The sequence below is a fragment of the Pseudomonas sp. 1D4 genome, from assembly GCF_001728925.1.
GTDB classification, from domain to species: domain Bacteria; phylum Pseudomonadota; class Gammaproteobacteria; order Pseudomonadales; family Pseudomonadaceae; genus Metapseudomonas; species Metapseudomonas otitidis.
The window spans coordinates 1-762 of sequence record NZ_LXJQ01000128.1 but is presented as its reverse complement, the minus strand read 5'-3'; the positions used below and the strand labels follow the sequence as shown (position 1 = coordinate 762).

Sequence of the window (762 nt, the reverse complement as noted above, 5' to 3'; positions counted from 1 at the left end):
TTCCTGATTTTGGCAGAATGCCCGAATTCCACTCTCCGAGTTTCCCGATGAAGCAGATGACCTTCGCTGACGCCGAGTACGCCGGTAAGCGCAAGCAGACCCGTAAGGAGTTGTTCCTGATAGAGATGGATCAGGTGGTGCCATGGAAGGGGTTGCTTGCCTTGATCGAACCGCATTACCCGAAGGGTGAAGGTGGTCGTCCGGCCTACCCGCTGATGGTGATGCTGCGTGTGCACCTGATGCAGAACTGGTTCGGCTACAGCGATCCTGCCATGGAAGAAGCGCTGTACGAGACGACGATCCTGCGTCAGTTCGCTGGGCTAAGCCTGGAGCGCATTCCCGACGAAACCACCATCCTCAACTTCCGTCGTTTGTTGGAGAAACATGAGCTGGCGGCCGGCATCCTTGGCGTGATCAATGGCTACCTGGGTGATCGAGGCCTGTCGCTGCGCCAGGGCACCATTGTCGATGCCACATTGATCCATGCTCCCAGTTCGACGAAGAACAAGGACGGCAAGCGCGACCCGGAAATGCACCAGACCAAGAAGGGCAACCAGTATTACTTCGGTATGAAGGCTCACATCGGTGTCGATGAGGAATCGGGCCTGGTGCACAGCGTGGTCGGTACGGCAGCCAATGTTGCAGATGTTACTCAGGTCGACAAACTGCTGCACGGCCAAGAAAACATGGTTGCTGCCGATGCTGGGTACACCGGCGTCGAGAAGCGACTTGAGCATGAAGGACGCGAAGTCATCTGGCAGA

The 762-nt window shown here is 56.8% G+C and carries 1 protein-coding gene; it reads left to right on the top strand.

The window, feature by feature from the left end; genetic code table 11:
• Positions 1-47: 47 nt before the first annotated feature.
• A partial coding sequence (locus A7D27_RS26865) for an IS5 family transposase (RefSeq protein ID WP_069566683.1) occupies positions 48-762 on the top strand: 715 nt, incomplete at its 3' end.